This window comes from Streptomyces polyasparticus (assembly GCF_014493765.1).
In the GTDB taxonomy this organism is placed as follows: Bacteria; Actinomycetota; Actinomycetes; order Streptomycetales; family Streptomycetaceae; genus Streptomyces; species Streptomyces polyasparticus.
Window position 1 is genome coordinate 20015 of record NZ_JACTVJ010000018.1, and the last position, 21561, is coordinate 41575.

Annotated in this window: 19 protein-coding genes; 8 read left to right on the top strand and 11 right to left on the bottom strand. The window is 71.0% G+C overall.

The window, feature by feature from the left end:
- The first annotated feature begins 30 nt into the window (after positions 1-30).
- Entirely contained in the window at positions 31-300 is a 270-nt protein-coding gene (locus tag H9Y04_RS47005) for a hypothetical protein (RefSeq protein ID WP_236071736.1), read from the top strand.
- The gene (locus tag H9Y04_RS47010; RefSeq protein WP_236071738.1) at positions 297-569 is read left to right on the top strand and encodes a hypothetical protein; all 273 of its coding nucleotides are present in this window, start codon (positions 297-299) and stop codon (positions 567-569) included. The genes H9Y04_RS47005 and H9Y04_RS47010 overlap by 4 nt, the downstream gene beginning before the upstream one ends.
- An 8-nt stretch (positions 570-577) precedes the next feature.
- On the opposite strand, the gene H9Y04_RS31865 is transcribed toward H9Y04_RS47010, so the two are convergent.
- Positions 578-1828, bottom strand: a complete 1251-nt coding sequence (locus tag H9Y04_RS31865) for an amidohydrolase (protein WP_187817757.1) — start codon at positions 1826-1828, stop codon at positions 578-580.
- 278 nt (positions 1829-2106) lie between these two features.
- Between H9Y04_RS31865 and H9Y04_RS31870 the strand changes: the two genes are divergently transcribed.
- The gene (locus H9Y04_RS31870) at positions 2107-3066 is read left to right on the top strand and encodes an SGNH/GDSL hydrolase family protein (protein ID WP_438818176.1); all 960 of its coding nucleotides are present in this window, start codon (positions 2107-2109) and stop codon (positions 3064-3066) included.
- Between the two features lie 234 nt (positions 3067-3300).
- Positions 3301-3609 carry a helix-turn-helix domain-containing protein gene (locus H9Y04_RS31875; protein WP_187817589.1) on the top strand — a complete coding sequence of 103 codons (309 nt, stop codon included), beginning with the start codon at positions 3301-3303 and terminating at the stop codon, positions 3607-3609.
- A gap of 50 nt (positions 3610-3659) precedes the next feature.
- Here the strand turns inward: H9Y04_RS31875 and H9Y04_RS31880 are convergent, their stop codons facing one another.
- The 5 genes from H9Y04_RS31880 to H9Y04_RS31900 all read right to left on the bottom strand — a co-directional run bounded on the left by H9Y04_RS31880 (position 3660) and on the right by H9Y04_RS31900 (position 9156).
- Positions 3660-4136, bottom strand: a complete 477-nt coding sequence (locus H9Y04_RS31880; RefSeq protein ID WP_187817590.1) for a hypothetical protein — start codon at positions 4134-4136, stop codon at positions 3660-3662.
- A gap of 229 nt (positions 4137-4365) precedes the next feature.
- Positions 4366-5499, bottom strand: coding sequence for a hypothetical protein (locus H9Y04_RS31885; RefSeq protein ID WP_236071740.1), 1134 nt, complete (start codon positions 5497-5499; stop codon positions 4366-4368).
- Between the two features lie 26 nt (positions 5500-5525).
- Positions 5526-6452, bottom strand: coding sequence for an N-acetylneuraminate synthase family protein (locus tag H9Y04_RS31890; RefSeq protein WP_187817591.1), 927 nt, complete (start codon positions 6450-6452; stop codon positions 5526-5528).
- 38 nt (positions 6453-6490) lie between these two features.
- A complete protein-coding gene (locus H9Y04_RS31895) occupies positions 6491-7780 on the bottom strand; it encodes an acylneuraminate cytidylyltransferase (RefSeq protein ID WP_187817592.1) in 1290 nt (429 codons plus the stop codon).
- Between the two features lie 32 nt (positions 7781-7812).
- The gene (locus H9Y04_RS31900; RefSeq protein WP_187817593.1) at positions 7813-9156 is read right to left on the bottom strand and encodes a DUF6716 putative glycosyltransferase; all 1344 of its coding nucleotides are present in this window, start codon (positions 9154-9156) and stop codon (positions 7813-7815) included.
- Positions 9157-9343: 187 nt separating this feature from the next.
- On the opposite strand from H9Y04_RS31900, the gene H9Y04_RS31905 reads away from it, so the two are divergent.
- Together H9Y04_RS31905 and H9Y04_RS31910 are read left to right on the top strand one after the other, a co-directional pair.
- Positions 9344-10324: a glycosyltransferase family 2 protein gene (locus H9Y04_RS31905; RefSeq protein WP_187817594.1), complete on the top strand. Its 981-nt coding sequence runs from the start codon at positions 9344-9346 to the stop codon at positions 10322-10324.
- The gene (locus tag H9Y04_RS31910) at positions 10324-11688 is read left to right on the top strand and encodes an alpha-2,8-polysialyltransferase family protein (protein WP_187817595.1); all 1365 of its coding nucleotides are present in this window, start codon (positions 10324-10326) and stop codon (positions 11686-11688) included. Before H9Y04_RS31905 ends, H9Y04_RS31910 begins: the two co-directional genes overlap by 1 nt.
- 110 nt (positions 11689-11798) lie before the next feature.
- Here H9Y04_RS31910 and H9Y04_RS31915 read toward each other — a convergent pair whose 3' ends face one another.
- Both H9Y04_RS31915 and H9Y04_RS31920 read right to left on the bottom strand, forming a co-directional pair.
- Positions 11799-14072: a glycosyltransferase gene (locus H9Y04_RS31915; RefSeq protein ID WP_306660197.1), complete on the bottom strand. Its 2274-nt coding sequence runs from the start codon at positions 14070-14072 to the stop codon at positions 11799-11801.
- Entirely contained in the window at positions 14069-15529 is a 1461-nt protein-coding gene (locus H9Y04_RS31920; protein ID WP_187817597.1) for a glycosyltransferase family 29 protein, read from the bottom strand. Before H9Y04_RS31920 ends, H9Y04_RS31915 begins: the two co-directional genes overlap by 4 nt.
- A 295-nt stretch (positions 15530-15824) precedes the next feature.
- On the opposite strand from H9Y04_RS31920, the gene H9Y04_RS31925 reads away from it, so the two are divergent.
- Positions 15825-16934 carry an acyltransferase family protein gene (locus H9Y04_RS31925; RefSeq protein WP_236071769.1) on the top strand — a complete coding sequence of 370 codons (1110 nt, stop codon included), beginning with the start codon at positions 15825-15827 and terminating at the stop codon, positions 16932-16934.
- Between the two features lie 28 nt (positions 16935-16962).
- Here H9Y04_RS31925 and H9Y04_RS31930 read toward each other — a convergent pair whose 3' ends face one another.
- On the bottom strand, positions 16963-17604 hold the full coding sequence (locus tag H9Y04_RS31930; protein WP_308801311.1) for a TetR/AcrR family transcriptional regulator C-terminal domain-containing protein: 642 nt from the start codon (positions 17602-17604) through the stop codon (positions 16963-16965).
- A gap of 115 nt (positions 17605-17719) precedes the next feature.
- Here H9Y04_RS31930 and H9Y04_RS31935 point away from each other — a divergent pair, with 115 nt between their 5' ends.
- Positions 17720-19129, top strand: coding sequence for an FAD-dependent monooxygenase (locus tag H9Y04_RS31935; RefSeq protein ID WP_236071741.1), 1410 nt, complete (start codon positions 17720-17722; stop codon positions 19127-19129).
- A 21-nt stretch (positions 19130-19150) separates the two neighbouring features.
- On the opposite strand, the gene leuE is transcribed toward H9Y04_RS31935, so the two are convergent.
- Positions 19151-19804 carry a leucine efflux protein LeuE gene (gene leuE / locus H9Y04_RS31940; RefSeq protein ID WP_187817599.1) on the bottom strand — a complete coding sequence of 218 codons (654 nt, stop codon included), beginning with the start codon at positions 19802-19804 and terminating at the stop codon, positions 19151-19153.
- Positions 19805-19886: 82 nt separating this feature from the next.
- Positions 19887-21494 carry an acyl-CoA mutase large subunit family protein gene (locus tag H9Y04_RS31945; protein ID WP_187817600.1) on the bottom strand — a complete coding sequence of 536 codons (1608 nt, stop codon included), beginning with the start codon at positions 21492-21494 and terminating at the stop codon, positions 19887-19889.
- Between the last annotated feature and the right edge of the window lie 67 nt (positions 21495-21561).

Sequence of the window (21561 nt, forward strand, 5' to 3'; positions counted from 1 at the left end):
CGGGGAGATCACCTGGGGGGGATCATGAGGATGCGACGGGCTGCTCCGGCCTGCTTCGGCGGGACGGTACTTGCGGCACTGCTGGCCGCCTGCACCGTGCCGGTGGCGGGCAGCTCCGGGATCTCGGTGACCGAGCACGGGCAGCCGCTCGGGGTCCTGGCCGTCTGCCACGACCACATCGACGGCGCGACGCTCTACACCGACCGCGAGGAAGCCGCGTCTCAGGGGAGGGCAAGGAGGACACCACGCAGACCGTCGCCTCCTGGTCCCGCGGCACCGAACCCGCGACCGGCCTGGTGACCTGGCCTCTCGCGGGCCGGCACACGGACTGGCGGGCCGAGAAGCCGCTGCCGTCCGCCCTTGATCCCCTGCGCAGTTACACGCTCTACGGGTGGACCGAGGGCAACTCCTGGTCGGCGTCCGGTGTGTCGTTCACGACCGCGCACCTCGCCGGGCTGAAGCCGGGCGAGGTGCGCTACGAAGCGGGCGAGACGGAGGGCGCGGACGCGGAGGGCTACCGGACGGTGAGCCTCGGCGAGTTCCGCGCCGCGGTCTGCGAGGACCGCTGACGCGGGACTCAGCCCGCCAGCGGCGCGGCCCCGTCCAGGAGCGCCGCCGCCGTGAAGAGTTCGACGCCCACCGCGATGGCGGACTCGTCCGCGTCGAAGTCGCCCTGGTGGAGGTCGCACGAGGTGCGTTCGCCCGGGGTGCGGACGCCCAAGCGGGCCATCGCGCCCGGGACGTGCTCCAGGTACCAGGAGAAGTCCTCGCCGCCCAGGCTCTGTTCGGTGTCCTCCACCGAGCCCGGGCCGCGGCGGGCCACCATCGCGTCGCGCAGGAGCTCGCTGACCACCGGGTCGTTGACGACCGGCGGGACACCGCGGATGTAGTTGATGGCTGATTTCGCTCGGTGCAGGTCGGCCACTTCCTGCACCGCCGCGTGCACCAGGTCCGGGGCGGAGCGCCACGCGTCGAGGTCCAGGCAGCGGACCGTGCCGGAGAGTTCGGCGTGCTGCGGGATCACATTGCAGGCGTGGCCCGCCTCGATACGGCCCCAGGTCACGGCGAGACCGGCCCGCGCGTCGACGCGGCGGGCCACCAGCGCGGGCACGTCCGTGGCCACCCGGGCCGCGGCCGTGACCAGGTCGGTGGTCAGGTGCGGGCGGGCCGTGTGCCCGCCGGCGCCGTCGAGGGCGATCTCCAGGCGGTCGCAGGCCGAGGTGATGGGGCCGTGCCGCAGCCCGATCTTCCCGGCGTCCACCTTCGGGTCGCAGTGCACCGCGATGATCTTTCCGACGCCGTCCAGTGCACCGCAGGCGATGGCGTCCGCCGCACCGCCCGGCAGCACCTCCTCGGCCGGCTGGAAGAGCAGCCGTACGGCATGCGGCAGTTGACCTGCGGCGGCGAGCTCGGCGAGCACCAGGCCCGCGCCCAGGACCGCCGTGGTGTGGACGTCATGGCCGCAGGCGTGCGCGCGGTCGGGGACCGTGGAGCGGTACGGCGCCTCGGTCTTGGTGTCCGGGATGGGGAGCGCGTCGATGTCCGCACGGATCGCGAGCATCGGACGGACGCCGTCCCAAGTGCCGATGTCACATACGAGGCCGGTGCCCGTGTCGAGCACCCTGGGCGCGAGGCCCGCCGCCTCGAGGCGCTTCTTGAGCGCGGCCGTGGTCCGGAACTCCTGGTTGCCGAGCTCCGGGTGCATGTGCATATCGCGCCGGAAGGCGATGAGCTCGGCGCGCAGCCGCTCGGGGAGCGCACCGGGCAGAGCTTCCGCGGCTGCGGGCTCGCCCTCTGAGCCCTCCGCGGGGTCGGTCGTACGGGACATCAGTTGGTTCACCCTCGCAAGCGTAAGGCGATGCAAGGGCCAACTAAGCCTCGATCAACAAAACTTCAGCCAGATTGGGGTAAGAAAATCTGGACGCTTGTGCATACCTGCACCGTATGAGGGGTAAGAAATTTTGCTTCACTCCGGCGGTGTGGCCCTGTCGTCACACCTGCCCGTGTACCCACCCGTGTCGGATCCATTGACAGGGCGCTGCGCCGCCCCGACGCTACCGACCAGTCAGTATTGGAATCGGTTGCGTACGGGGAGTGGAGGCAGGCGTGGGGGAGCAGGCGCACACGGCGGTACGTGGCGGCGGACCGCTGCGGAGCGGCAGAACGCGGCGAGGGGCGCTCGGCGCGCTGGCGGCCGGCGGAGCGGCGGCGCTGCTCGTCGCGGGTACGGCGGTCCCGGCGCAGGCCGGCCAGAGCGGGGCCGACGGCCGGCACGGACAGCACCGCGGCGAGCGCTATGTCGCGCTCGGCGACTCGTACACCTCGGGCCCCGGCATCCCGGACCAGGTGGACGCCAACTGCGCGCGTTCCAATCGCAATTACCCCTCGGTGGCGTCCTGGGTGCTGCGGCCCGCGTCGTTCAAGGACGTGAGCTGCGGCGGTGCGACCACCGTGCACATGTGGCAGCAGCAGGGCACCAACCCGCCGCAGCTGGACGCGCTCGACAAGCGGACCACGCTCGTGACGGTCGGGATCGGCGGCAACGACATCGGCTTCGGCGAGATCGTCGGCACCTGCACCCGGCTCAGCTTCACGGACCCGTACGGCAACCCGTGCACCAAGCAGTACACGGCGGGCGGCACCGACCAGTTGGCGGCGCGGATCGCGGACACCGCGCCCAAGATCGAGAAGGTCATCGACGCGATCCACGACCGCGCGCCGCGGGCCCGGGTGTACGTCGTCGGCTACCCGGTCATCGTCCCGGAGAGCGGCAAGGGCTGCTGGCCGTACGTCCAGCTGGCCGAGGGCGACGTCCCGTACATGCGCGACACCGGCAAGCGCCTGAACGCGATGCTGCGCGACGTGGCCCGCGACAACCGCGCCCGCTTCGTGGACACGTACACCCCGACGATCGGCCACGACGTCTGCCAGGCCCCCGACACGCGCTGGGTCGAGCCCTTGCAGCCGACCAGCCCGGCGGCCCCGTACCACCCGAACGCGAAGGGTGAGGCGGCGATGGCGGGGGCGCTGCTTCGGACCATCTGGCGGCACGGTCACGGCCACTGAGGCCCGCGGGGCGGCGATACGGGCGGTCACGTGAAGTGACCGCCCGTATACGGAAGTTGATGTACGGCAAGCGCTGAACGGCCCCCGAGCCGGCTGGCACCAGCGGCGAGGGCCTTCACTTCGAGACGCGCCAGAGCGACGAGGTGCTCAGGGCACAGCGGGCGCAGAAGCTGTGCGAATCCGAGCACCCTCCTGCCGGCGACCACCACGTCCACAGTGGACCCAGGAGGGCTCATGAGCCGCGGTTACCACACCAGCTGGAAGGTCCCGCCCGAGCGCCGCGAGGACCCCGCCTACCGGGCCGCAGGGCGCCGTATGGACTTCGCGCGGGCGGTGTACGAGCGGCGGGCGGCGCTGGGGTGGGATGTGGCGGAGCTCGCTCGGCGGGCCGGGATGGCCGACGCGGACATCGAGGCCATCGAGGAGAGCGCCGTGGAGCCGACGCTCGAGCTCATCGAGCGGCCGGCTGCCGCGCTGGAGTCGGGTGCCAGCAACGATCCCGGCCGCACGCCGGAGTTCCGGTTCGGGGAACGGGCTGCCTGACCGCTGGTGACCGAGCCCGAGTCAGTCGTCCGTGGATCGGCGCGTTGACCTCACGACGCAGGCCGGTCCATCGCGGTCACCCACCCCCGGGCCTGTGCGTCATCAAGGGTGCGGGCGGTCGTGAGGGCGCGGTCGAGGAGGGCGTGCAGGTGCGGCGGGCAGTGGCTCCGGGGCCGCGGGAGCTCGTGCATCAGCCGCCGCTGCAGCCGCACGTTCTCCGTCGTGGCGAAGAGTGTCAGGGCCGCCTCCAGCCAGGCCGCCACGGCGTCGCGTGACGCGTCGAGTGCGGGGTCGCGTACGCCGTCGGGGCCGTAGGCCGGGGAGCGGTCCCGCCGCACCGGCACCCCCGCGCAGTACCAGGCGCGCATGGCCCCCATGCGTTCCGCGTCCGTGCCGGTCCGCAGGTACGCGACCAGCGCCCACAGAACGCGCCGCCGCCCGAAGGCGTACACGGCAGGCTCGACGAACCAGAGGCAGAAGCTCGGGTCCGGGTCGTACACGGCCGCCGCCATCAAGGGTTCGAACAACTCCTCGGGCAGAGCGGCCCGTTCGAGCAGCGGCTTGCGCGCGGCGCCGGCGAGGCGGCGTGCCCCGCCGGCGTTCGTCCGACTCGGGGGCCGGCTCCTCGATCCCCAGCAGCCGTACCACTTCAGTGGCGCACGACAGGAAGGTGCGTGCCTCGGAGGGGAGTTCGTGCTCAGCGGTCACCCCGGCATTCTGGCCGGATGACCCGGCGGATGGTACGGGCGAGTGCGGCTACGCCGTGCCCACCGACCGCAACCGGTGCACATCGCGGGCCGTACCCGTCACCCCCGAGAGGAAGCCCTGCGCCCGGGGTGAGGCGTGCGAGGTGAGCCAGGACGGGTCGATGTCGCAGACGGCGACCTCCACACCCGTGCCCGCCAGAGCGAGCGGCAGGGTGTGGACGACCGTGGAGGGGAAGCTCAGGATGCGGTGGCCGATGGGGCCTCTGCGGGCGATGAGTTCCAGGGGCAGGTCGGGGCGGACGATCTCCAGGCCAGTCTCCACCGCGAGGCGGTGCAGCTTGGCCGTGGACTCGCGGCGGTGCGCGAAGTAGCGGGTCGCTCCGTGGGCGGCGGCGAGTGCGGCGACCGCGGTGAGGTAGTGGTCCGCGTCGACCACGCCCGTCTCGACGAGCGAGGTGCCCACCAGGTCGGCGCCCTTGGTGATGCGGGGCGGTCCGAAGCGGGTGCGGGTCCAGGTGAAGTTGTTCTCGACGAGCTCGATGCCCTCGGGCGCGGCCTGCACCGGCATGGAGGAGAACACCGAGACCGTACGGGAGGACGAGCCCGGTGTGAGACGGCGGCGCGCGGCCGCCGAGAACGGTGCGAAGGCGAGGTCGCGCGGCCCGGGCCGGCCGCCACGCCGATGCCAGCGCACCAGCCGTTCGCCGCCCGCCAGTTGGGACAGGAACTCCATCGTGGCGGTGCCGTCGTCGACCACCACGATGTCCCGTGCGCGGGTCAGGGTGAGCAGCAGCTGTACGTAGCGGCTGAACGGGTCGCCGATCACGACGCGCCCCGCCTTGCGCAGCAGCCGGCTGAGGCCGCCGATCGTCTGGAGCGGCGCCAGCGGGCCCTCGCGGGCCTCCTCCCAGCGCACGATGTGGCCCTCGCCGCGGGCGAGTTCGGCCATGCGGCGCAGCTGGCCGCGGGTCATCGGGTCCGTCGGGGACAGGACGACGACCGTCGTCCGGGCACCGCCGCCGGCCCCGTGCGCCCACTCCAGGATGTTGAGCAGCTGTACGGGGCTCTCGACGAAGGCGAGGACCGGGGCGGCGGACCCGGCGCGATCCCGCCCGGGCGCCGGGGCCCCCGCATCCGCCGGCCGTGCGGCGGCGGATGCGGCGGACCCGTCTGTGGACGTCATGACGTCACCGTCGAAGGAGGCGGCCGTCAGACCGCGACCGGCTCGCGGTCACCGGCGTCGGCGACGACACCCTGGACGCGGCGCAGCTTCTTCATCGGGCCGAGCTCCGACTCGTAGACCTTCTTGACGCCGTCACCGAGCGAGGCCTCGATCGTGCGGATGTCGCGCACCAGGCGCGTGAGGCCCCCCGGCTCCACGGACGCGGCCTGGTCCGAGCCCCACATGGCGCGGTCGAGGGTGATGTGACGCTCGACGAAGGTGGCGCCGAGCGCGACCGCGGCGAGCGTGGTCTGCAGACCGGTCTCGTGGCCGGAGTAGCCGATCGGGACGTTCGGGTACTCGGCCTGCAGGGTGTTGATGACGCGCAGGTTCAGCTCCTCCGCCTTCGCCGGGTAGGTCGACGTGGCGTGGCAGAGAAGGATGTTGTCCGAGCCGAGGACCTCGACGGCGTGACGGATCTGGCGCGGGGTCGACATGCCGGTGGAGAGGATGATCGTGCGGCCGGTGGCGCGCAGCGAGCGGAGCAGCTCGTCGTCCGTGAGGGAGGCGGAGGCGACCTTGTGGGCCGGCAGGTCGAACTTCTCCAGGAACGCGACGGCCTCGGTGTCCCACGGCGAGGCGAACCAGTCGATGCCGCGCTTCTTGCAGTGCTCGTCGATGGCGCGGTACTCGGACTCGCCGAACTCGACGCGGTGGCGGTAGTCGATGTAGGTCATCCGGCCCCAGGGGGTGTCGCGCTCGATGTCCCACTGGTCGCGCGGGGTGCAGATCTCCGGGGTGCGCTTCTGGAACTTCACCGCGTCGCAGCCGGCGTCGGCGGCCGCGTCGATCAGGGCGAAGGCGTTCTCGAGGTCGCCGTTGTGGTTGATGCCGATCTCACCGGTGACGTAGACGGGGCGGCCGGGGCCCGCGGTCTTCTTGCCGAGGGTGCGCAGACGGGACGTGCTGGTCATGGCAGGTGTTTCCTAACTGGGTTACCGGAACGGGGAGTTCAGTGGGAAGGGGTGGAGAGGGAGGGACCGAGCATCCACGTGGCGATCTCCCGGATCGCGCCGTCGCCCCCGTCCTGGGTGGTGATGGCGCGTGCGGCGCCGCGTACGACGTCATGGGCGCTCGCGACCGCCACGGGCCAGCCGACGAGGCCGAAGCACGGGAGGTCGTTGACGTCGTTGCCGACGTAGAGCACGCGCTCGGGCGCGATGCCCTGTTCCTCGCACCACTGCTTGAGCGCGAGGTCCTTGCGGTCGATGCCGTGCAGCACGGGGAGCCTGAGCTTCCGGGCGCGGGCGGTGACCACAGGGTTCTGTTCCGTGGAGAGGATCAGCATCTTCAGGCCGCTGTCGCGCAGGGCCGCGATGCCGAGTCCGTCGCCGCGGTGCACGGTGACGAACTCCTTTCCCTCCGCGTCGATCAGCACCCGGTCGTCGGTCTGGGTGCCGTCGAAGTCGAGGACGATGGCGTCCACGTCCGCGCGCCCCGGCCGCGCCCCGGGACGCTCGGCGTCCAGGAGCGTGGCGAGTGCGCGGGCGCGGGCGAGGTCGTGCGGGTCGTCGATCTCCAGGACCCGCGCGGGGTCGGTGCGCACGAGGTCCGTACGCCCGAAGAAGCGGTGGTTGTGCTCACGGAAGCCGGCCGCGTTCATCGCGTAGACCGCGCCGGTCTCCAGGAGGTCCTGGGGGCGGTCCTGGCGGCGGGGCCGAAAGGACTTGTCGTGGTTGACGCCGTAGCCGCCGGCGGTGACGGACGGGGCCTCGACCGTCGTCGTGCCGCCCTCGGCCGCCGTCCGCCGGTTCTCGACGACCTGCGGCTCGTCCCCCGCGTCCCGCCATACGAAGCCGTGGAAGGGCGCGACCGTCAGAGCACTGTCGGCGCCGCCGTCGACGACCGCGGCGGCCGCCTTGTCGACGTCCTCGCGGACCAGGAACGGGCTGGTGCACTGCACGAGCAGGACCACGTCCACGACCGAGCCGTGCAGCGCCTCATGGGCGTCGAGCGCGTGCAGTACGGCGGCCTCGGAGGTCGCGGTGTCCCCGGCGATCGCGGCCGGCCTGAGCACCACCTCGGCGCCCGCGGTACGGGCCGCGGCGGCGATGGCCTCGTCGTCGGTGGAGACGACCACATCCGTCACGTACCGGGAGGCCAGGCACTCGTGCACGGCGCGGGCGACGAGCGGCACGCCGCCGACGGGGCTGAGGTTCTTGGCGGGCACGCCCTTGGATCCGCCGCGTGCGGGGATCACGGCGAGCACCCTGCGTACCGCCGCGGCGGTGTCGTTCGTCATGGACAGATCTCCTTGAAGAGCACGGGAGGTGGTCACAGCTCCCCCATCCGCCGGATCACCGGCGCGACGCGCTGCACGCCGTGCCGGTAGGCGCCGCGCGCGGCCTGCCGCACGATCTGCCGCACGGGCCCCGGCTCCTTGGCCGCGGCCTGCGCCCCGGGCAGGGGCCGGCCGTCGGGCGCGAGGTGGTGGCGGGCGAGGATGCCGGGCAGATAGCCGGGCGCGGTGGTGAGCGTGTAGTACGGGGCGAGCGACGGGAGTTGAGATCGCCCGGTGAGCTCGGCGATGCGGGCGCGGGCCTCGTCGAAGGCCGTCTCGTACGCACCGTCGGCGGCCACGCCTTGGCGCGCGAGCCACTGTTCGTCGGGCGCGGGGACGTACCCCTCGTCGAGCTCGGTCCAGGAGGCGAGGCAGCCGGAGCCGGTGAAGTGGTGGTTTCCGAGCGCCTCGCGCACGCCGAGGTCGGTGAGGACCGCGGTGGGGATGCGCCGGTGCAGGGCTTCGAGCGCAGCCGTGGAGCTCACGGTCACGAGCAGGTCGGTGCGGTCGAGCACCTCGCCCATGTGCCCGTACACGAGACGGCAGTTGGGCGGCAGCTCATGCCGCTGCGCGAGCTTCTGGTACGGAAGCTCCTCGATGTGCGTGGTGTGCTCGCCCGGCTTGGAGCGGAGCTTGATGAGGACCTCGCGCTCCGGGTGGAGCTCGGCGTGCCGGATCATGCGCCGCAGGAGGTACGTACGGTCCGCGCGGCTCTCCGGTACGGAGGGCTGGGCGGCGAAGCACACTGTGTAGGTGGCCTGGTCCTTGGGCGCGTACGGCGCACCGCCGAGGAACGGCAGCGCGCACTCGGTGACCGCGCCGGCGTCCGCGCCCACTCCCTCGTACACGGCGCGGAAACGCCCCGCGTCCTGGCGGGAGTTGGCGAGCACCACGTCGGCGCCGTGCCGCAGGAGCAGTCCGTCGGCGAGCTTCTCGTAGACGACGCCGACATAACCGGTGACGACGACGGGGCGCTTCGCGCGCCCCTCCCATACGCGGGAGAGGCCGTGCAGCATGGCCTGCACCGCGCCGCCGACGAGCGCGAGGACGACCACGTCGTAGTCGCCCAACTCGTCGTCAGCCGTGCCGAGTTCCATGGCGCACAGGAACTCGGCCGCCGTGACCTCACGGAGGACGTCCGCCCGCACACCCACTTCGCTCAGCTGACGCGCGGTGGGGGTCGCACGTCCGCGCAGGAGGTAGCCGTCGAGCCGGATGTCCGTTTCCTCACCCTCGCCGAAAGCTACGATGCGCTGAGCGGTAAGGGCACCCCATTTCCAGCGGGTGTCGGAATCGGCGAGTACGGCAACTCGCTGCGTCTGCTTCTTGCTTGGCACGTCCCAGACGCTAGGAAGTCATTCGGGACTCGGGCCTAATCGAAAAACAACAGACGGTTAACAGCGCACCGACGAATGGCGAATCAGCCCAGGCCGAGGGCGGGTTCACATGATTGCCACGCTTCGTTCATCCCCCATTTCCACGCGGTCAAGTCCTCATGAGATCCGGACACCTAATGTCCCCCGTGTGGTTAAGTTCTCCGTCATCGTGCCGTTCTACAACGTCCAGCAATACGCGCCAGAGACACTCAGGAGCCTGTCTGCGAACGCGCGTTCCGATTTTGAATTCCTTCTCGTGGACGATTGTTCAAGAGATGGAACACCCGAGCTATTGGAGCGCGCGGCCAAGGAGATCCCCGGTGTCGTCCACATCCGGCACGAGCAGAACGGGGGCCTGGCCACCGCGCGCAACACCGGTCTCGACGCGGCACGCGGCGAGTATCTGACCTTCCTCGACGGCGACGACTGGGTCGCGCCCGGCTACTTCGCCCAGCTCGTCGACGCCATGGACCACCACGGCTGCGACTTCCTGCGCACGGACCATGTCCAGTTCACCGGTCGCAACCGCACCATCCACCGCGTCCCGCACGGGCTGCGCGATGTCGTGCTGCCCTCGCGCGAGGCGATCCTGCCCGCGCACCGCTCCACGTCCGTCGACTACGCGTACGCCTGGGCGGGGATCTACCACCGCCGGCTGCTCGACCAGGGCGTGCTGCACTTCATGGACGGGCTGCGCACGGCCGAGGACCGGCCGTGGATCTGGAAGCTGCACCGCGAGGCCGAGTCCTTCGCGGTCACGAGTCTGCTGGGGGTCTTCTACCGGCGCGGGGTCTCCAACTCCCTGACCCAGATCGGCGATGTACGCCAGCTCGACTTCATCCGTTCGTTCGACCGTGTCCTCGCGGACACCGCCAAGGACCCGGAGGCCGACAGGTTTCTGCCCAAGGCCGTCCGTACGTACTGCGCGATCATCGCCCACCATCTCGGCACCATCGACAAGTTCGAACCCCAGGTGGCGAAGCGGCTGCGCACGCTCGCTGCCGCGGCGCTCAAGCGGATGCCGCAGGAGCTGCTCGGCGACGTGCTCGACTCCATGGACCACGAGCGGTCCACTCAACTTCGCCGGCTGCGCAGGCGGCCGGTGCCCGCCGGGGAGGCAGCCGCCTGATGTCCACATATGCACGGGAGTCCAGAACCACCCAGCTCTTCTGCGCCTCCACGCTGTACGGCGCCGCCACCCTGGCCGCCGCGCTCGACGCGGACTGCTTCGCCCCGGCCGGCCGCCGCGTGCTCGTCGTCTTCAACAACACGATGACGCCGGAGACCTCGACCCCGCTGGACGCGATGCCCGGCTTCGAGCTCCTGCGGACGCGCTTCGACGAGGTGGTCTCGTACAACGAGGCGATCCGCCCCTTCCACCCGGGCGACTGGGCGCCGCGCCCGGACGATGTCCCCCTGTGGGAGCGGTACTTCCGGATGCTGTGGCAGCTCGGCGACGACCGTGTGGAGCTCGCCGTGGAGTCGATCCAGGTCAACCCGGCGCTCGCCTTCTGCCAGATCTTCCATGGCGCGCCCGTGCATGTGTACGCGGACGGCCTGATGTCCTACGGCCCCACCCGCAACAAGCTGGACCCGCTGACCGGCACCCGGGTGCGGCGGCTGCTCCATCTCGACCTGGTCGCCGGTCTGAAGCCGCTGCTCCTGAGCGAGTTCGAGGTCGAGCCGGAGATCATCCCGTCCGAGCACTTCCTGAAGGTGCTCGCCGAACTCGGCGCTGCCCAGGGCGACTTCCCGCTCCCCGAGGGCAACCCGGCCCTGCTGCTCGGCCAGTACCTCTCGGCGCTGAAGATCCTCTCCCCCGAGGAGGAGGAGAGACTGCACGTCCAGATGGTCAAGGGCGCGTACGAGCGGGGGCACCGGCGGATCGTCTTCAAGCCGCATCCGTCCGCGCCCGAACGCCAGGTCCAGCTCCTGGAGGCCGAGGCGGAGAAGCTCGGCGTGGAACTGACCGTCCTCGACGTCCCCGTACTCGCGGAAGTGGTCTATCAGCGGATGCGGCCCGCGCTGGTCGTCGGCTGCTTCTCGACCGCGCTGCTCACGGCCAGTGCGCTGTACGGGATCCCGGTGGCGCGCGTGGGCACCGAGCGGCTGCTCGACCGGCTCGCGCCGTTCCAGAACAGCAACCGCATCCCGCTGTCCATCGTTCACGCCCTGCTTCCGGACGTGACGGACGCGGCCGGGGTCGAGGCGCAGCAGCCGGCCGCCCCCGACGCCGAGGAGCTGTCCGGGCTCCTGACCGCGATCGGGTTCGCGATGCAGCCGCAGATCTATCCGGACCTGCGGCCGGCCGCGGAGACCTATCTGGCCGCGCACCTGGGCGACGACACCTGGAAGTACTTCAAGCGCAAGCGGCTCACCTCGCTCGGCCTGCCGGGCGGGCTGCCGTCCAAGCTGACCTCGCTGTCCCGCAATCCGGCCGCGCGCCGGGTGGTGCGGCAGGCGCGGGCGCTGCGGCGGGCGATGTCGAAGTAGCGGCCGCAGGAGCAGGAGAGGGTGGCGGGGTCCGTGGAGACCCCGCCACCCTCTTTTGTGCGTCTCAGCCGCCGGATCCTGTACGTCTCAGCCGCCGGATCCTGTACGCCTCAGCCGCCGAACAGCACCCGCAGCTCGGCCGCGTTCGCCTCGGTGATCTTCCACAGCTCCTGCTGTCGCCCGTGCACATCGGCGACGCTCGCCGCATGGTCGGCGAGCAGGGCGCCGGCCTTCTCGACGAGCCGGGCCGCGAGATCGCGGTCGTGGACGGAGACACCCCACTCGGGCCGCTCGATGTCGCGCAGAAAGTACGCCATCTTCGGGTGCGAGATCAGGCTCAGGACGGGGGTGCCGCAGCCGAACGGAATCATGCCCGCATGGCCGCGCATCCCGATGACCAGCTTCGTGCGCGCGTACAGATCGAGGATCTGCGGGTTGTCGAAGTCGTACATCGGGATCACCGGCAGCGAGATGCCGTGCTCGCGCCGCAGGTCGAAGGCGAGCTTCTCGTCGTCGAGCGAGTGCGCCACGCACTTGACCTCGGCGAGCCTGCCCAATTCCCGTACAGCAGCGGCCATTTGATCCAGGAAGAACCCGTAGTCATGACCGAAGCGCAGGCCCGCCCGGTCGTAGGCGGCGTTGAGGAGAATGGTGTCCTCGCGGGCCGCCGGGTCCTGCCAGCCGGGCACCAGCTGCCGTGTGACGGTGGTGGGGCAGGGCTGGAAGCGCACCTTGTCGTGCAGGTGCGCGGGCAGCATCGCGCGGACCTTCTCGATCGAGCCGTGGTTGCGCAGCCCGAAGAACGCGGACTTCTCGACGAGCAGCCGCAGCGAGGAACGGAACCGCTCGGCGCGGTAGGACTGCCCGTCGAAGGCGTTGAAGCCCACCGCGAAGACGGCGACGGGGACGTCGATACGGCGCATCAGGTCGTCCGGGACGTTCCACTGCCAGGCGCTGTTGCCGTTCGGCATGGTGTCCGGGATGAACAGGCCACCGCCGCCGATCACCAGGCCGCGCCGCGCGTTGACCCGCTCCAGGGCGGCCTCGTCGAACAGCCGGTGCGCGTGCACGGAATGCCAGCGGCGCCCGCCCGTCTCCGCGCCGCCGACCGCAAGGCGGACGCTCTCGGGCAGCAGCTTGTCGCCTGCGTTGCCCTGGCGGTCCATGTAGAAGGCCACATGGGCGAGTTGGTCCCCGGGGGATCCGGTCTGCTGCTGCGGAACGCCCGTGGTGCGCTGGTGCCACAGCCGGCTCGCGCGGTGTGTCGGATCGACCGTCAGACCTTCGAGCGCGTACGTACGGGCCGTCGCGTCCTCGCCGTGCACCCAGGCGATCTGGGCGAGCCGGGCGAACGCGGTCGCGGCCCGGTTGGGTGCCGCGGTCGCGAGCAGCAGCTGGGCGCGGGCCTCGTCGTAGCGCGAGACGCTCATCAGGGCGTGCCCGTAGACCTCGTGCACCCAGGCCTCGTCGACCGGCAGATCGGCCTGTTCGAGGACGTCGACGGCGGCCTGGTAGTCGCCGCGGCCGATCTGGGCGAGGGCCACCTTGCGGGCGGTGCCGGCGTCGCGGGTGCGGCGGACGTGCGCGGTGCCGTAGTGGATGAGGAGGTCGCGGTGGAGCTCGCCCTCCGACTCCAGGTAGGCGGCGTGCAGTTCGGCGTCGGTGAGCTCGTACTCGGCCCAGCGCTCCTGCGCCTGCGCATAGCCGGTCTCGCCGCCCTGCCAGGGCTTGTGGCGGCCGGTGAAGTGCAGCACGGCGGTGTCCTCGGGGACCGGCAGATCGCCGCTGAGCCGCCGCTTGACGAAGTTGTACTTCGCGTCGAGGTCGAGGAAGTCCCCGTCCAGGACGGCGTTGAGGATCCCCTGGTCGTGCTTGTCCAGCTCGTACGCGCCGCTGCGGCCGGTCTCGTCGATCCGGGCGCAGAACTCGTCGGTGAGGAACTCCTGCTGGATCACGAGGAGTCCGCTGTTGAGCAGCCGGGTCGTGTCCCCGTAGAAGAACTGCGGGACGGCGCCGAGGCCGCGGCGCAGCGTGAGGAGCTCGTCGATGGGGCCCAGGACCACCATGTCGGTGTCGAGGGTGATCACCGTGTCGTAGTCCCGTATCCGGAACACGTCGAGGATGAAGTACGCCTTGCGGACCAGGTAGTTGTCCTGGTCGCCCTTCGCGTACGTGTCGTAGTGGGCGGCGTTCACACGGCGGAAGCTCACGCGCGGGTGCAGGGCGCGGATCCGCGCCACGGAGGCCGGGCGCAGTTCGTCGTGCAGGACGAGGAAGTCCTCGCAGACTCCCGGGTTGGACAGGGCGAGCGATCTCAGCAGGGTCAGGAAGCCCGGCAGATAGTTCTCGTCCACGAAGCTCGCGAAGGCGACTCTGCGTTTCATCTCAGGGAGATCCTCATGCCGTTGCCGGAGACGCTCTGGGCCCGGTCCATGACCCATGCCTTCTCGCTGCCGTATGCGTGCACATTGGTGATCGCGAGCTTCATCGCCTCGGCGATGCGGTAGGCACCGCTCTCGTAGAAGTCGAAGCCGATCAGGTCGAGCGTGGGGCTGACGTCGAGGAAGTCGAGCAGCCAGGCCATGTTGAAGCCGGAGGTCGGGATGCCCGGGAAGTGCGCGGTGCTCGCGCCGCCGATGCCGCGTACGGGCCAGCGCAGCGACTCGTCGTTCACACAGGTCTGCGCACCCGGAAGGAGCTTGTTGCGCACCGACCACTTCCAGTCGGCCGAGTTGCCGCCGAAGACCAGACGGGTGTCGACCTTCTTGTCCCAGTTGTAGTGGTGCTTGTGGATGGTGACGTGCAGATCCGTCCTGCGGCCGGTGTGCGCCGGGTCGATCCGGTACGAGTTGAAGCGGACCACGAGGTCGTAGCCGTCGATCTCGTCGCCCATCCGGCTCTCGCCGACCTTGCCCGAATTGGCAATCAGGCAGACCGACTTGCCCGCGATGCGGTTGCGGAACTCGCCGAGGCTCAGCCACTGCACCCCGCCGAAGAGCGGGTCGGGGACCGGGCCCCGCATCCGGCCGCGGCGCGCGTCCGCGTACAGGGCGAGGGCCTCGATGTGGTCGGGCGTGGGCGCGGCGCCCGATCCCGTGGTCAGGCCCAGGTAGTGGCCGAGCGCCTCCTGGACCTCGTGGTCCGGGGCGCCCGCGCGGTCCATCGCGAGCAGCGCGCCGACCATCCGGGCCCGGCCGCCCTCGCGGTCGCCGGCGTCGTGCGCGGCGAGGCCGTCGGCCCAGACGGTGGTGGCGTCCTCGGCGGTGAACCGCTCGGCTCCGGGGACGGAGCGCCCGAGCAGGGCGAGGAGTCCGGCGCGCGCCGTGGTGGCCGTGCGCATGCCGGCGACGCGGGCGCGCACCCCGTAGCCGTCCTCGTCGACCAGCTCCAGATGCCGCTCGTACGCCTCGACGGCCTCGGCCGGCCGGCCCTGCGCCTCCAGGACACGGCCGCGGAGGCGCCAGCCCGCGCGGGAGTTCCTGCGGTGCTCGAGGACCGTGTCCGCGATGATCTCGGCGAGCCCGAGCTCGTCGTCGTATCCGCAGCGCAGCGCACGGTCGGCGACCGCGAGCAGGGCGTCGAGCAGTTCGTTGTCCAGCGGCGCTGCCGGGGTGGTGGCGCCGCGGACGGCGCGCTTGAGCTTGGCGGTGGCTCCTGGCGCCGGTTCGGCCACCGGCGCGGTGCTCCACAGGACGAGCAACTTGCGCAGCTGCTCCGCCAGTTCGATCCGTCTGCGGTCTTCGGTGGCGACCAGCTTGCCGCTGTGCGCGGCGCAGGCGCGCAGACAGTCGTCCAGCTCCCCGCCACGTGCGCGCACCCGCTTGGTGAGGACCCTCGTCATGGTGCTCCCGGTGTCGTCATGGTGTGACTTCGCTGTGGGTCTGTAGGTGGGGGGCTACGGCACTGCATGTGGGGGGCTGAGGCACCGCATGTGGGGGTGCCGAGAAAATTAGGAAGCGAAAGCGACACCCAGATGAACTGGCCGCGGACAGCGGGACAATCGTTGCCCCGTCTGCGGAGTCGGCCCCGGATTCGTGTTTACGGTGCAGGTGCACGTGTAGCGAAAAGCCGAGGGGAACTCCGTGACCAGCCTTGCCGTCCGTACGGCGTCCGACACCGTCCGGCCGGATCAGGGCCTGGAGCAAGGACCGCAGCAGTCGCCCGGGCAGCAGCCAAAACAGCAGGGTTCACGCCTGCGCGCCCTCGACGGACTGCGGCTGCTCGCCGCGCTGATGGTGGCCGGGTACCACTACGGCGGCCGGGGCGGCGCGATCTCCGACGCGTGGGGCAGCTCGCCGGAGATCCAGTTCCCAACCGCACACCAGTGGTTGGCCCTTGGTTGTCTGGGCGTGCAGATCTTCTTCGTGATCAGCGGATTCGTGATCTGCATGAGCGGCTGGGGCCGCACGCTGCGGTCCTTCTTCGCCTCACGCGCCTCGCGGCTGCTGCCCTCGTACTGGGCGGCCGTCATCCTCGTCACGGCCGTCTTCGCGCTGCCGCCCGTGGTCTATCACGCGGTGTCGCCCAGCGACTTCCTGGTCAATCTGTCGATGCTGCAGATGCCGCTCGGCGTGGACCGGGTGCTCGGGGTCTGCTGGACGCTGTGGGCGGAGGTCCGCTTCTACGCGCTGTTCGCGCTGTGCATCGTGCTGCCGGGGGCGACCCGGCAGCGGGTGGTGCTCTTCTGCGCGGTGTGGACGCTGGGCGCGGCGATCGCGGACGCGGCGGACTCGGCGCTGCTCGATCTGGTCCTGATGCCCCAGTACGCGCCGTTCTTCATCGGCGGCATCGGGCTCTACCTGGTCCACCGCGACCGGCGCGACCTCACGGCCTGGGGCATCGTCGCCGTGAGCTGGCTGACCGGACAGCACTACGCGGTACGGGAGTTGTACCAGCCCCCGTCGGACGAGCTGTTCGCGTACCGGCCCTCGCTCGCCATCATCGCCGTGATCACCCTCGGCTTCGCGGCGATCGCGGCGATCGCGCTCGGTCGGCTGCAGTGGGCCGACTGGCGCTGGCTGACGACGGCCGGGGCGCTCACGTACCCCTTCTATCTGGTGCACGAGCACCTGGGCTGGGTCGCGGTGCGCTTCCTGCACCGGGGCTTCGGCGTCCCGTCGTGGGCGACGTTCGCGCTGACGGTCACGGGCATGCTGCTGCTCGCCTGGCTTCTGCACCGCTACGTGGAGAGGTGGGCCACGCCGCTGCTGCGGACCCACCTCGGCCGGCCGTTCGGCTCGCGCTGACGGCCGTCTGCGCCCGGGGCGCGAAGCCTCAGCCCCGCAGTGTGACGCCGATGCCCGCGACGACCGCGGCCAGGCCTTCCTCGAACCCGGTGTCGTGGTCGCGGAACATCGCGTCACCGGCCGCGGACGCGTTCGGGTAGGCGGCGAGCCGCTCGGCGCGGGCCTCCAGGTCGTAGCCCTCGCCGTCCTGGGCCGGGTCCGGCCCCATGGACTGCTCCTCGATCACGTACCCGATGGTGTAGCTGTACGCGGTGAGCCAGGCGCGTGCGGCGGTCCGCGGCGTGAAGCCGGACGCCACGAGCGCGGCGAGCATCCGCTCCATCGGCTCGGCGTACGAGGTGTCCGTGAAGCGGGTGCCGCTGTAGACCTTGGCGCCGTCGCGGTAACGCAGGAGATGGGTGCGCAGGCCGCGCATCGCGCCGGTGAGGATCGCGCTCCAGTCGCCCGAGGTCGTCGCGGCCGTCATGTCGGCCGTCATCCTGCGCAGCATCTCGGTCGCCATCTCGTCGAGCAGCGCCTGCTTGTCCTTGAAGTGCCAGTACAGCGCGGGCGCCTTGACGTCCAGCTCCTTGGCGATGGCGCGCAGCGACAGGCCGTCGAGTCCGACGTCGTTCAGAAGACGCAGCGCGGTGTCGGCGACGCGGTGGCGGTCGATCTTCGCGGGGGGCACGGGCCCATTCTGCTCCATCCGCCTCCTCGCCATCTAACGCCGTTAAGGGTTGACACCTTAACGGCGTTAAGGGCACCCTCGGAGCATCGAACTTAACGACGTTAAGGAGCGGGTGATGGGCATCAAGGAGCGGGAGATGCTGGACGTACTGATCGTGGGAGCAGGCCCGACCGGCCTTGCCCTTGCCGTCGATCTGGTCCGGCGCGGGGTCGAGGCGCGCGTCGCGGAGAAGGCGCAGGGTCTGTTCCCCGGGTCTCGGGGCAAGGGTCTGCAGCCGCGCACCCTGGAGGTCTTCCACGACCTCGGCGTCCTCGACGAGGTGCTCGCGGCCGGCGGCCCCGCACCCGTCGGCATGGTGTGGGACGACGGCGTACGCCAGGGCGAGCACGACATGTTCGCGGGCGAGACCGTCGAGTCGACACCTGCGGAGCCGTACGCCGGGCGGCCCTGCATGCTGCCGCAGTGGCGCACTCAGGAGATCCTCCTGGCGCGACTGCGGGAGCTCGGCGGTGACGTCGCGTTCGGACGTGAGGTGAGCGGACTCGCGCAGGACGCGGACGGTGTGCGCGCGACCTTCGAGGACGGCTCGACGATCCGGGCCCGGTACGCCGTCGCCGCCGACGGCGGCCGCTCGACCGTGCGCCGGCTCCTCGGCATCGGCATGACGGGCGAGGAGCTCGACCCCGCGCCGACGCTCGTCGCGGATGTCCGCATCCCGGAGCTCGACCGGGACAACTGGCACTTCTTCCCCGCGTCCCCGGACGGCCTGCTCGCTCTGTGCCCGCTGCCCGGTACGGCCGACTTCCAGCTGATGGCCCCGTTCAAGGAGGGCACCCCGGACATCTCACCGGACGGCGTGCGCAAGCTGATCGCCGCCCGTACGCATCTGCCGGCGGAGGCCGTCACCGAGGTCCGCTGGTCCTCCGACTTCCGCCCCCGCGCCGCCCTCGCCGACCGCTTCCGCGTAGGCCGGGTCTTCCTGGCCGGCGACGCCGCCCACGTCCACTCACCGGCCGGCGGCCAGGGCCTCAACACCAGCGTGCAGGACGCGTACAACCTGGGCTGGAAGCTGGGCGGGGTGCTGAGCGGCCGGGCGCCCGAGGCGCTGCTCGACACCTACGAGGAGGAGCGCCGCCCCGTGGCGGCCGAGATGCTCGGCCTGTCCACGCGGGTCCACCGCGGCGAGCAGTCCCGCGGCCGCGCCACCCAGCAACTGGGCCTCGGCTACCGGGAGTCCTCCCTGTCCGTGGGCGTTGCGGGCGCGCTGCGCGCCGGCGACCGCGCGCCGGACGGAGTGGTCGACGGGGTGCGGCTCTTCGACCTGTTCCGGGGCCCCCACTTCACGCTGCTCGCAGTGGGAGTGGAGCTGCCGGACGTCGAGGGCGAGGACCTGCGCACGGCGCGGATCAGCGCGTACGAGGCGTACGGAGAGGGCTGCTTCCTCATACGCCCCGATGGCTATGTCGGGTGGGCCGACTCGGCCCCGCCGGCGTTCGAGGCGATCCGCACGAAGTTCGGATGCTGAGGCCCCGATCGCAGACAGACCTCACACGCTGCTCAGCGAAAGCTTCACCGCGAAGCCGATGAACAGGGCGCCCGCCGCCGAGGTCGCCCCCGCGGAGAGGGCGCGACGGCGCTGGAAGGCCGCCGCCAGTTTCGTACCGCTGAAGATCAGCGCCGAGAGATAGAGGAAGCTCGCGAGCTGGGCGAAGGCGCCGAGGACCACGAAGGACAGGGCCGGGTGCGCGTACGCGGGGTCGACGAACTGCACGAAGAAGGCGATGAAGAAGAGGATCGCCTTCGGGTTGAGCAGGCTCACCACGAAGGCGCGGCGGAAGGGGTTCTCCGCCTTTACGGGAGCTTCTTCCGCCGCCGTCTGCGCGGCCCGCTCGCGCCGCGTGCGCCACATCGACCATGCCGCCCGCAGCATCCCGATCGCGAGCCAGGTCAGATAGCCGGCGCCGGCGAATTTGACGATCGAGAAGAGCAGCGCGTTGGCCTGCAGCAGGGAGGCCACGCCCATCGCCGAGAGCGTCATGAGCACCGTGTCGCCGCACCACACACCGGCCGCCGCCGTGTACCCCGAGCGGACACCGCGGCGGGCGGCGACCGAGAGGACGTACAGCGAGTTCGGACCAGGGAGCAGGACGATGACTATGAGCCCCGCGAGGTACGTCGGCAGATCTATGACACCCAGCATGGGCGAAGTGTCGCATGGGGTCCGGAATCGGTGTACGGGCCATCCACAAAGTGGAATGCCTCAGGCCGCTCGTACGTCGCCCTCAATACGCATCCGCCGGCACATACGTCCCCCACACCTCCCGCAGCGCCCCGCACACCTCCCCCACCGTGGCCCGCGCGGCCAGTGCGTCCTTCATCGGGTAGAGGACGTTCGCGTCCCCCGCCGCCGCCTCCCGCAGAGCGGCCAGCGCACGGTCGACCGCGTCCTGGTCGCGCTCGGCGCGCAGCCGCCCGAGCCGTGCCACCTGCGCGGCCTCGATCGCCGGGTCCACCCGCAGCGGCTCGTACGGCTCCTCCGCGTCGAGCCCGAAGCGGTTGACCCCGACCACCACGCGCTCCCCCGCCTCGGTCTCGCGGGCGATCCGGTACGCGTTCCGCTCGATCTCCGCCTTCTGGAAGCCCTGCTCGATGGCCGCCTCCGCGCCGCCCAGATCCTCGATCCGGACCATGAGCTCCCCTACCGCCGTCTCCATGTCGTCGGTCATCTTCTCCACGGCGTACGAGCCCGCGAAGGGGTCCACGGTCGCCGTCACATCCGTCTCGTACGCGAGAACCTGCTGGGTGCGCAGCGCGAGGCGGGCCGCCTTCTCCGTGGGCAGCCCGATCGCCTCGTCGAAGGAGTTGGTGTGCAGGGATTGCGTGCCGCCGAGCACCGCGGCAAGGCCCTGGACGGCCACCCGTACGAGATTCACCTCGGGCTGCTGCGCGGTCAGCTGCACCCCGGCCGTCTGCGTGTGGAAGCGCAGCATCAGGGACTTGGGGTCCTGCGCGCCGAACTCGTCCCGCATGATCCGGGCCCAGATCCTGCGCGCCGCACGGAACTTGGCGACCTCTTCGAGCAGCGTCGTGCGCGCCACGAAGAAGAAGGAGAGCCGGGGCGCGAACTCGTCCACGTCCATCCCGGCCGCGAGCGCCGTGCGTACGTACGCGATGCCGTCCGCGAGCGTGAACGCGATCTCCTGCGCGGGCGAGGCCCCGGCCTCCGCCATGTGGTAGCCGGAGATCGAGATGGTGTTCCAGCGCGGCAGCTCCGCGCGGCAGTAGCGGAAGGTGTCCGCGACCAGGCGCAGGGAGGGCTGCGGCGGGAAGATGTACGTGCCGCGGGCGATGTACTCCTTGAGCACGTCGTTCTGGATCGTGCCCGTCAACTCGGCAGCAGGGACGCCCTGTTCCTCGGCCACGAGCTGGTAGAGGAGCAGCAGGACGGCCGCCGGTGCGTTGATCGTCATCGAGGTCGAGACCTTGCCGAGCGGGATCGCGTCGAAGAGCACCCGCATGTCGTCGAGCGAGTCGATCGCCACCCCGACCTTGCCGACCTCGCCGTGCGCGAGCGCGGCATCGCTGTCGTGGCCCATCTGGGTGGGCAGGTCGAAGGCGACGGACAGACCCGTGGTGCCGCTCCCGATCAGCTGCCGGTAGCGCGCGTTGGACTCGGCGGCCGTGCCGAAGCCCGCGTACTGGCGCATGGTCCAGGGGCGTCCCGTGTACATCGACGGGTAGACGCCCCTCGTGTACGGATATGCGCCCGGCTCACCCAGGCTCGCCGCGGGATCCCAGCCCGCCAGCGCCTCGGGCCCGTACACCGGATCGATGGGCAGTCCCGACTCCGACTCCCGCCCCGGCGTGCCCTTTTTCGACTGCCGTGCCATGGCCGTGTCTCCCTTCGGTAACGCATCGGAGATCCCGTAGGGCGTTCGCAACCAATCATGCGCGGGA

Bases quoted from the DNA above. Each gene is read 5' to 3' on its own strand.
- H9Y04_RS47005 (WP_236071736.1), top strand. From the start codon at position 31: ATGCGACGGGCTGCTCCGGCCTGCTTCGGCGGGACGGTACTTGCGGCA.
- H9Y04_RS31865 (WP_187817757.1), bottom strand. From the start codon at position 1,828: ATGTCCCGTACGACCGACCCCGCGGAGGGCTCAGAGGGCGAGCCCGCA.
- H9Y04_RS31875 (WP_187817589.1), top strand. From the start codon at position 3,301: ATGAGCCGCGGTTACCACACCAGCTGGAAGGTCCCGCCCGAGCGCCGC.
- H9Y04_RS31885 (WP_236071740.1), bottom strand. From the start codon at position 5,499: ATGACGTCCACAGACGGGTCCGCCGCATCCGCCGCCGCACGGCCGGCG.
- H9Y04_RS31890 (WP_187817591.1), bottom strand. From the start codon at position 6,452: ATGACCAGCACGTCCCGTCTGCGCACCCTCGGCAAGAAGACCGCGGGC.
- H9Y04_RS31895 (WP_187817592.1), bottom strand. From the start codon at position 7,780: ATGACGAACGACACCGCCGCGGCGGTACGCAGGGTGCTCGCCGTGATC.
- H9Y04_RS31910 (WP_187817595.1), top strand. From the start codon at position 10,324: ATGTCCACATATGCACGGGAGTCCAGAACCACCCAGCTCTTCTGCGCC.
- H9Y04_RS31915 (WP_306660197.1), bottom strand. From the start codon at position 14,072: ATGAAACGCAGAGTCGCCTTCGCGAGCTTCGTGGACGAGAACTATCTG.
- H9Y04_RS31920 (WP_187817597.1), bottom strand. From the start codon at position 15,529: ATGACGAGGGTCCTCACCAAGCGGGTGCGCGCACGTGGCGGGGAGCTG.
- H9Y04_RS31935 (WP_236071741.1), top strand. From the start codon at position 17,720: ATGGGCATCAAGGAGCGGGAGATGCTGGACGTACTGATCGTGGGAGCA.
- leuE (WP_187817599.1), bottom strand. From the start codon at position 19,804: ATGCTGGGTGTCATAGATCTGCCGACGTACCTCGCGGGGCTCATAGTC.
- H9Y04_RS31945 (WP_187817600.1), bottom strand. From the start codon at position 21,494: ATGGCACGGCAGTCGAAAAAGGGCACGCCGGGGCGGGAGTCGGAGTCG.